General features: G+C 68.2%; 8 protein-coding genes. All 8 read left to right on the forward strand.

What is annotated here, in order from left to right; genetic code table 11:
- The first annotated feature begins 6 nt into the window (after positions 1-6).
- The 8 genes from K9U40_RS06430 to K9U40_RS06465 all read left to right on the forward strand — a co-directional run bounded on the left by K9U40_RS06430 (position 7) and on the right by K9U40_RS06465 (position 9,335).
- A complete protein-coding gene (locus tag K9U40_RS06430; protein WP_282889379.1) occupies positions 7-816 on the forward strand; it encodes a pirin family protein in 810 nt (269 codons plus the stop codon).
- A gap of 36 nt (positions 817-852) precedes the next feature.
- Complete coding sequence (locus K9U40_RS06435; protein ID WP_282889380.1) at positions 853-1,431, forward strand: tautomerase family protein; 579 nt, start codon at positions 853-855, stop codon at positions 1,429-1,431.
- Positions 1,432-1,533: 102 nt separating this feature from the next.
- Entirely contained in the window at positions 1,534-2,595 is a 1,062-nt protein-coding gene (locus tag K9U40_RS06440) for an ABC transporter substrate-binding protein (RefSeq protein ID WP_282889381.1), read from the forward strand.
- Positions 2,592-3,515, forward strand: a complete 924-nt coding sequence (locus tag K9U40_RS06445; protein WP_282889382.1) for an ABC transporter permease — start codon at positions 2,592-2,594, stop codon at positions 3,513-3,515. Before K9U40_RS06440 ends, K9U40_RS06445 begins: the two co-directional genes overlap by 4 nt.
- A 2-nt stretch (positions 3,516-3,517) precedes the next feature.
- The gene (locus K9U40_RS06450; protein WP_282889383.1) at positions 3,518-4,357 is read left to right on the forward strand and encodes an ABC transporter permease; all 840 of its coding nucleotides are present in this window, start codon (positions 3,518-3,520) and stop codon (positions 4,355-4,357) included.
- A gap of 9 nt (positions 4,358-4,366) precedes the next feature.
- Positions 4,367-5,425 carry an ABC transporter ATP-binding protein gene (locus tag K9U40_RS06455; RefSeq protein WP_282889384.1) on the forward strand — a complete coding sequence of 353 codons (1,059 nt, stop codon included), beginning with the start codon at positions 4,367-4,369 and terminating at the stop codon, positions 5,423-5,425.
- Between the two features lie 153 nt (positions 5,426-5,578).
- On the forward strand, positions 5,579-8,992 hold the full coding sequence (locus tag K9U40_RS06460; protein ID WP_282889385.1) for a molybdopterin-dependent oxidoreductase: 3,414 nt from the start codon (positions 5,579-5,581) through the stop codon (positions 8,990-8,992).
- A 70-nt stretch (positions 8,993-9,062) separates the two neighbouring features.
- Positions 9,063-9,335 (forward strand): hypothetical protein, encoded by a 273-nt coding sequence (locus K9U40_RS06465; protein WP_282889386.1) that lies wholly within the window; start codon positions 9,063-9,065, stop codon positions 9,333-9,335.
- Positions 9,336-9,573: the final 238 nt, after the last annotated feature.

A 9,573-nucleotide genomic window follows, 5' to 3' on the forward strand; every position in this document is an offset into this window, starting at 1 on the left:
TAAACCATGCCCAAATCCTTTGTGCTCCGGGCGAACGAGCGTGGCCACGACGTGATCTATTCTGACGGAAGCGCCTCGTCTTATGTGGCCGGCCACCCTGGCAGCTATATCGCCCGCGACTCCAGCTTCAACTTTCATCAATACCAAAGTGGGCGACCCGGCTTCGGCACCGTCCGCGTGTTCGGCGATGAAGTGTTCAATGGTGCCGGCTGCGGCTACAACATGCACCCGCACCATAATTTCATCATCTGCGCGTTCGTGCTGGAAGGCGAGCTGACCCACATCAACACCGCTGGCCGCGGCACCGTGGACCAGCTGCGGCAGGGCGATTACTATGTTTTCTCGGCCGGCTCGGGCGGCAAGCACTGCGAGCTGTCGATCAGTCCGGAGAACATGAACGCCATTTACCTGTGGCTCATGCCCGGCCAGCTCTATCTGCCGCCGAGCTACCATCGCGCCCACTTCGACATCCGCACCCGGCGCAACCGGATCGCTCAGCTCGTGGGCGACGCGGACGGCGCGCTGCCGGTGTCTCAGGACCTGCGCGTCTCGCGTCTGGTGACCGACCGCGCCGGACGCTTCACCTACACCCCACGCACGCCGGAGCACGGCGTTTATGTGTTCGTCGCAGAGGGCGGCGCCACCGTGAACGACGTCGCGCTCGCGCGTCGCGACAGCCTGGGCATCAGCGGCGTCGAGGCCCTCGCGATCGAGGCTCCCGACAGCTCCGACATCTTCTTCGTCGAGACCGCCATGCTCGACGATGCCCGTATCCGCGCCTGGGAAAAGGCCCACGGAGCCGACCTCCTCGACTGAGGCCGTGCCCGGCGATCCATCCCAAGGGAGACGACAATGCCGATCATGGACGTGCGCTATGCCGCCGGGACGCTCGATGCAGCGGCGAAAGCCGATCTTGCCGCCTGCCTCACCGACGTGCTCATCAAGATGGAGGGCGGCGCCAACACACCCGGCGGGCGTGCGTTCGCCTGGGTGTTCTTCACCGCGTTCGCTGCGGATGACTGGTGGATCGGCGGCCGCACCGATGGGACCTACGTGACCGGTCCGGGCAAGTTCCTGGTCAATGTCTTCATCCCCGAAGGCTACATGAACGTCGCGCACAAGAACGAGGTTCATGCCTGGGTGGCGGAAGCGATCGCCGGGGCGACCGGCTGCTCCGATCCCGCCGGCAGCCTGCTCACCGTCATCAACGAGGTGACCGAGGGCAATTGGGGAGACGGCGGCCAGCCCATCAGCCTGGAATCCATCGCCAGGACGGTGGGCCAGGATGGCGGCCCCCGGTCGCTCTGGTCGCGCGCCTATTTCGAGGCCAAGGCGCGGGCCATGGTGGCGGCGGGTTATCCGGGCGACACTGGCGGAATGCTGCCCTCGCTGCGGCCGCGGCTGCTGGCAGCGGCCGCAGACCCGGCCTGATAACCGGCGCCGGGATCGGCGCGCCTCTGCACAACCGGCCGAAGCGCGGAGACACGCGCGCGGCCTCCTGCCACACTCCAGAGAAGACGTGAGGGGAACTTCGTGACCGACCAGACCATCTTGGGCCATGTCATGGATCGCAGGCGCCTCCTTGGTAGCGCAGCCGTCCTTGGCGCGGCCGCCCTCCTTCCCCGCACCGCCCGCGCGCAGAGCGGCGAGCTCGTCGTCTCAAACTGGGGCGGCGACTGGAACCAGCGCATCGCCCAGGGCTTCGAGGAGCCGGCTTTCGCCGCCTCCGCCATGCGCATCATCCACGATCTCGCACCCGTGCCGGAGCGCAAGGCGAAGCTGCTGGCGGAGCGGCGCCTGCCGCGCTCCAGCGTCGATGTGACCTGGCTGAGCGACGCCGATGCCTATGAGATGAGCGCCCAGGGCGTTCTCGAAACCCTCGACATGTCGCGCATCCCGAGCGCGAGCCACATCATTCCCTCGCTGCGGCGCCCCTATTTCATCCCCGCCGCCTATGGCGGCGTGGTGCTGATCTACAATCCCGCCCGCATCCCCGAGCCGCCGACCAGCTTTGCCGACCTGTGGAACCCGAAATACGCGGGGCGCGTCGGCATCATCGACCAGCTCTACTTCAACTACATCTATGCCGCCGCGCTCGGCCACGGCGGCTCCATGAGCGATGTCAGCAAGGCGTTTCCGGCCCTGCTGGAGCTGAAGAAGACGGTGCAGCCGCGGCTCTATCCCTCTCATCAGGCGCTGGCCGCGGCGTTCAAGGCGGAGGAGGTCTGGATCTCCGTCAACTACAGCGCCCGCGCCATCCAGTGGGAGAAGGAGGGCTTGCCGATGCGCTGGTCCTATCCGAAGGAAGGCGCCGTCGCCATCGCGTTCGGCGCGGGCATCCCGAAGCGGGCGCGCAACGTGGACGGCGCCTACGCCTATCTGGAGGCGATGATCCAGCCCAAGGCCATGGGGGCCATCTCCCTCGCCACCTCCTATGCCGTAGCCACCGACAATGCCGACGTCCCCGTGGAGGATCGCAAGCGCCTCGAATTCACCGCCGACCAGATCGCGAAGCTCAATTTCGTCGACTACCCGTATGCGGCGAAGAGCGACGCCCAGTGGATCGAGTGGTGGAACAAGGAATTCAAGGCGTGAGCGCGCTCGCCATCACCGGGGAGGACAGCCTGACCGGTGGACAGCCGGCCCCGGGCTGCCCCGGCCGCCGGCGCCGGCGCTCGACCGCCGGCTGGCTGCTTTTTCCCAGCCTGACGCTGGTGCTGGCGGGCCTGATCCTGCCGCTGGCCCTCATGGCCCGTACCAGCGTCGCCCATTTCGATGCCGCCTCACCGGATCTCGCGGGCTTCACGCTGGACAACTATGTCCGCTTCTTCGGCGAGCCGTTCTATCTGATGATCCTCGCCCGGACGCTGGTGGTCGCGCTGAGCTGCACGGCCATCTGCCTGGTCCTCGGTGTCCCCGCAGCGTTCGTCATCAGCCGGGTCGAGAGCCGCGCGCTGAAGACGGTGCTCATCCTCGCCACGATCATTCCGCTGCTCATGGGGAACGCGGTGCGCGCGGCGGGCTGGATGGTTCTGCTCGCCGACAAGGGACTGATCAATTCGGCGCTCCTGTCCGCCGGGCTCATCGCCGAACCGGTCCGTATCCTCTACACCGGATCAGCGGTGGTGATCGGCCTCATCGCCGTGCTGCTGCCGTTCATGGTGATCTCGCTCGAGAGCGTGTTCGAGAACATCGGCACGGCCTATGAGGAAGCCGCCCAGACCATGGGTGCGCCGCCGTGGACGGCCTTCTTCCGCGTGACCCTTCCGCTCGCGATGCCTGGCATCTTCTCCGGTTGCCTGTTGTGCTTCGTGCTAGCGATGAACGCTTATGCGACGCCGGTCCTCATCGGTGGGCCCTCGTTCCAGATGATGGCGCCGAAGGTCTTCGAGCAGGCGATCAAGGTGTACAACTGGCCGTTCGCCGCCACCATCGCTCTGGTGCTGATGGCCGTGACGCTGGCGCTGAGCGTCGCCTCCAGCCTTGCGCTGCAGAAGCGCTACGGAGTGCTGTGACCATGACCGGCTCGCGCTCCCCCTTTCCGCGCTCCTGGTCGGACAGGTCGTTCTGGCCGGTCATCGTGGGCGGCTGCGTCGCGGCCTTCGTCATGGTGCTCTCGCCGCTGGCAGCGATCATCTGGGTCAGCTTCTTCGAGAACAAGATCATCAGCTTTCCACCGACCGGCTACACCTTCGACTGGTATCGGGCCGCAGCGGCGATGCCCCAGTTCCGCGACGGCTTCTTCACCAGCCTGGAGCTGGGCCTCGTCGCGATGCTGGTGAGCCTTGTTATCGGTGTGCCGGCGGCCCTTGTGCTGGCCCGGGGGCGCTTCCCCGGGCGTGAGGCGATCCAGTCGCTGCTGCTGGCGCCGCTCATCGTGCCCGGAATCGTGGCGGGGGCAGCGCTCTATATGTTCCTGATCGAGGTGGAACTGGCGAGCGGCGTTCAGGTCGCAATGACCTTTACCGGCCTCGCCATCGCCCACAGCCTGATCGCGCTGCCCTGGACGGTGCGGCTGGTGACGGCCTCGCTGGTGGGCCTCGACCCGCAACTGAAGGAAGCCGCGCTCACCATGGGTGCGCGGGAGTTTACCGCGTTCCGGCTGGTGACATGGCCTCTCATCCGGCCCGGGGTGGTGGCGGGCGCGCTGTTCGCCTTCATCGCATCCTTCGTGGACCTTGAGAAATCCCTGTTCCTGGTGGGGCCGGGCATGACGACGCTGCCCATCGTCATCGTCAACTATCTGGAGTGGAGCATCGACCCGACCATCGCCGCGGTCGCCACCGTCCAGATCGCCATCATTTCGGCGGGCCTCGTCCTGACCGACCGCTACTTCAAGCTCGCGCGCGCATTTTGAGGAACGAAGATGTCGAGCATCCTCATCCGGGACCTCGTGAAGCGCCACGGTGCGCAGGTGACTGTCGACCGCGTCTCCCTGGAGATCGGCCAGGGCGAGTTCGTCGCCTTTCTCGGCCCCTCCGGCTGCGGCAAGACGACGACCCTGCGCATGATCGCAGGCCTCACCGAAGCGAGCGCCGGCTCCATCCATTTCGGTACGCGCGAGGTCACCAACCTGCCGCCTTACCTGCGCGACGCCGGCCTCGTGTTCCAGGGCTATGCCCTGTTCCCGCACATGAGCGTCGCGGAGAACGTCGCTTTCGGGCTTCAGATGCGCAAGGTCGACCGCGCGGAGGTGCGGCGCAGGGTGGACGAGGCGCTCTCCCTCGTGAAGCTCGCACACCTTGCCGGCCGTCTGCCGAAAGAGCTCTCCGGCGGCCAGCAGCAGCGGGTCGCGCTGGCGCGGGCCATCGTCTACAAGCCCGAGGTACTGCTGCTCGACGAGCCGCTCTCCGCGCTCGACGCGAAACTGCGCACCGAGGTCCGCACCGAATTGCGGCGGCTGCAATCCGCGCTCGGGCTCACCACCATCTTCGTCACGCACGACCAGGACGAGGCGCTCAGCGTTGCCGACCGCATCGTGGTGATGTCGGCGGGGCGGGTGGAGCAGGTCGGTACGCCGCGCGAGATATACCAGCGGCCGGCGACGCGCTTCGTGGCCGAATTCATCGGTCTCACCAACCTGTTCCCCGGCGGGCTCGAGGGTCCGGGCCGGTTCCGGTGCGAGAGCGGCGAGTGCTTTTCGACCGGGAGCACGGACGTGCCGCCGAATGCATCGGTGCTGGCCATCCGCCCAGAGCATGTGAGCCTGCTGCGGGATGACCCCGCGCCCGGCGGCGCCTGCGCCCTGGCGGCGACCGTCGAGGACGTGATCTATCGCGGCGCCCTGACCGAATTCGTCGTGCGCACCGCCTCGGGCGCGAAGCTCGCGGCCCATCTGCAGAATACCGACCTCGGCCGCGATGAGCTGCGGCCGGGAGACCGGGTGATCGCCTCCTGGCCGGCGGATGCGCCGATGCTGTTCTAAACCCTAGAGCACGCGCCGATCAGATTGAGTCAATCTGATCGGATCGCGCTATAGCCCCGCGCCTCATCCGGCGCCTGAACCTTTCCCTCGATCTGACGGCCGTCTTCCGCGGCCGGAGAAGCCGCACGCCCTTCAGCGCGCGAAAGACGGACCATGGCTGAACGACACCAAGGCTACTGCACTCTCTGCCGCTCGCGCTGCGGCTCCATCACGCTGGTGGAGAACGGGCGGATGGTCGGTGTCGAGCCGCGCCCGGGCCATCCCACCGGCGGGGCGCTGTGCGCCAAGGGCCGCGCCGCGCCGGAGCTGGTGCACAGCCCCAACCGCCTCACCACGCCGCTGCGCCGCATCGGGCCGAAGGGCGAGGGCGCGCGCTGGGAGGAGATCGGCTGGCAGAAAATCAGTTGGGACGAGGCGCTAGATGAGATCGCGGCCCGCCTCGGCGCCATCCGGGACGAATCCGGCGCGGAGGCGGTGGCGTTCGCCGCCACCACCTTCAGCGGCTCGCCCATCGTCGATAGCTACGAATGGATCGAGCGCTTCGTGCGCTGCTTCGGCAGCCCGAACCTCATCTATGCCATCGAGGTGTGCGGCTGGCACAAGGACTACGCCCACGCCCTCACCTTCGGGCGCGGGCTTGGCGTGCCGGACTATGACCATGCCGATGTGATCGTCCTGTGGGGGCACAATCCGGCGCGGACCTGGCTGGCGCAGGCGAGCCGGGTGGCAGAGGCCCGCCGGCGCGGCGCGAAGGTGGTGGTGATCGATCCCAAGCCCGATGGCTCGGGCCAGCAGGCGGACCTGTGGCTGCGGATGCGGCCCGGCGCCGACGCCGCTCTTGCCATGGGCGCGATCCACCACATGATCGCAACCGGGCGCTTTGCCGACGACTTCGTGCGGCGCTGGACCAATGCGCCGCTGCTGGTGGACACGCGCACTGGTCAGCTGGTGCGCGCCGAAGAGACTGGGGCAGGAGAAGGGTTCCTCGTGCTCAATGCGGAGGGTCGTCCGCAGCCCTGCGACACGACCCGCGCGCCGCAAAATGCCGCGCGCTGGGTGCTCGACGGCGCGGCGCGCCTGCGCGGCGCGGACGGTCGCGAGATCGTCGCCGAAACGGTTCTGCGCCGGCTTGCGGCGCGGGCGGCCGGATATCCGCTCGCCCGCGTGAGCGCCCTGACGGGGCTCAAGGCGGACAAGATCGCGGCCTTCTACGCCCTGCTGGAAGGCGCCCCGCGCGCCGCCTATTACACCTGGACCGGGGTCGGCCAGCACGCCAACGCCACCCAGACCGAGCGCGCCATCGCCACCCTGTTCGCCCTCATCGGCTCCTGCGACCGGGAGGGCGGCAACATCTGGACCGTCCAGCCGCCGGCCAATGCGCTGAATGACCTCTCCCTGCTGCCGCCCGGACAGAAAGAGAAGGCGCTCGGCCTCGCCGAGCTTCCGCTGGGCCCCCCCGCCCACGGCTGGATCACGGCCCGTGACTTCGCCCGCGCCGCCATCGACGGCTTGCCCTACAAGGTGCGCGCGCTGATGAGCTTCGGCACCAATTTCGCGGTGTCGCAGGCCGACACGGCGCGCAACCTCGCAGCGCTGGATGCGCTCGAGTTCCACGTCCACGCGGACATGTTCATGAACCCCACGGCCGCGTGTGCGGACATCGTGCTTCCGGTGAACATGCCCTGGGAGCGCGACGCCCTGCGCATCGGCTTCGAGATCACCCAGGAGGCGGCGGAGACGATCCAGTTCCGCCGGAAGGTCCTCGAACCCCTCGGGCAGAGCCGGGCGGACCATGAGATCGTGATGGCCTTGGCGACGCGCCTCGGGATGGCGGCGCAGTTCTTCGGCGGCGACATCGAGGCCGGCTGGAATGACCAATTGGCGCCCCTCGGCCTCACCGTCGAAGACCTGCGCGGCGCTCCGGACGGGGTGCGCGTGCCGCAGCCTTTCGCCCATGAGAAGTTCGCGACGCAGGAGGCTGACGGCACCGTGCGCGGCTTCGACACCCCGACCCGCCGGGTGGAACTCTATAGTGCGCGCCTGCTGGAGCATGGCCACGACCCATTGCCCGATTTCGTGCCGCCCTATACCGACGAGGACAAGGCGCTGCCGCTGATCCTCACCACCGCCAAGAGCGGCTGGTTCGTCCACACCTCCCATCGCCATGTGGCTTCCCTGCGCCGCAAGGCGCCGGACCCCGTGGTCGAGATCAGCCCGGACCTCGCCGCCGCCCGCGGCCTCGCGGGCGGGGACTGGGCCGAGGTGCGCACGCCGGATGGGGCGGCGCGCCTGCGGGTGCGCATCAACACTTCGCTGGATGCGGCGACCGTGGTGGCCGACTTCGGCTGGTGGGAGGCGTGCGCCCCCCTCGGCCGGGCCGGCACCGGCAGCCATGGCCCGGGCACCGCAAACATCAACGCCGCCCTGAGCGACGCGGTGCGCGATCCGATCAGCGGCTCGGTGCCGCTCAGGGCGGTGCGCTGCGAGATCGTCCCGCTGCCCGAGGCCAATCGCGGCCGATGGCAGGGCGAGCGCCGCTTCATCGTCGCCGACGCGCGCGCGGCCGATGCGCAGACCCGTGCCCTGACTCTGGTGCCGGAGGACGGCGATGGTCTGCCGGACTTCCTGCCCGGTCAGCATGTGGTGGTCCGCTTGCCGCAGGGCGGTCCGGCGCGGGCCTATTCTTTGACCGGGCCGCCCGCCGCGCCCCGGGCCTTCTCCATCGCCGTGCGGCGCAATCCGGCGTGTGCGGATGGCGAGGAAGCCGGCTTTCTCTCTCACCGCATCCAGGAGCTTGAGGCCGGCGACGCGCTGCTGCTGGAGCCGCCATCCGGCGTGTTCACACTTCCCCTCGGCGGGGACCGCCCGCTTCTCCTGATCGCCAATGGCATCGGCATCACTCCGTTCCTGTCGCTTCTTGAAGCGTTGGGGGGCGCGCCGGCCGGACGCGCCGGAGATGTCCTGCTGCTGCACGGCTGCCGACGCCGCGCCGAACAGCCGCTCGCCGAACGGCTTGATGCCCTCGCAGTGCGCATTCCATCGCTGCGCAGGATCACAGCCTATTCACGGCCCGATGTGCAGGACCGTGCCGCGCACCGCGCCGCGGACCGGGTCGTGGTGGGCCGCCTCGACATCGACGCCCTGCGCGCCAGCGGTGCCCTGCCCGATGCGCCGGTGGGCAGGCCGATCGCCTATATCTGCGGAACTCCGGATTTCATCGCCACCATGCGGCAGGGGCTGATGCGATGGGGTGTGCCGGGCTTCGACATCTTCACCGAGGCCTTTTCGGTCGCGCCCGAGATGCCGTCCCGGCTCGCGCCGAGGCGCGTGACCGTGGTGGGACCCAACCGGTCTTTCGTGTGGACGCCGCAAGCGGGTTCGCTGCTCGATGCCGCGCAGGCGGCGGGGATCCAGCTGCGCAGCGGTTGCCGGGTGGGCCAATGCGAAAGCTGCGCCGTCGCGCTGGTGGACGGCCAGGTCGCCCACCGCGTGCCGGTGGAGGCGGATGCCGGCACCTGCCTCGCCTGTCAGGCGGTGCCCCTCACCGATCTGACCATTGCCCCGTGATCGCACGAGGATGACGTAACGTTCACCACCGCCCCAATCCGCCCCTGCCGTACCCAAGGAAGGAAAGATCATGCAAGAGAGAACCTCCTCCCGCCGCGCCATGCTCCGCCTCGCAAGCATCGCCGCCGGCGCCGCCGTAGTGGCAGCTTCCGCTCAAAGCGCGACGGCGTACCAGGGCAATATGGAGCGCGCCATCGGCGAACTCGAGGTCGCCCTGCGCTCCCTGCGCGAGGCGACGCCCGACAAGGGCGGCCACCGGGAGCGCGCGATGGAGCTGATCCGTCAGGCGATGAATGAGGTGCAGGCGGGCATCGACTATGCCGCCCGCAAGTTCGGCGACTAGAGCGCGATCCGATCAAGTTGAAGCAACTTGATCGGTGAATTGACCTCTAATTCGAAGAAAGAGAACGCGTTATCCGATCTGATTGCGATGCAATCAGATCGGCGCGTGCTCTAGGCAGTGTGGACGGATTTGATGAGGATGAAGCTCAAGGCGAGGGCGACGATGGCAGCGAAGCCGCATTCGGTCTTCTCGCAGCGCAGGGCGACGCGCTTGAACCGCTTCAGTTTTCCGAAGCACT

The organism is Xanthobacter autotrophicus, assembly GCF_030015065.1.
GTDB lineage: Bacteria > Pseudomonadota > Alphaproteobacteria > Rhizobiales > Xanthobacteraceae > Xanthobacter > Xanthobacter autotrophicus_D.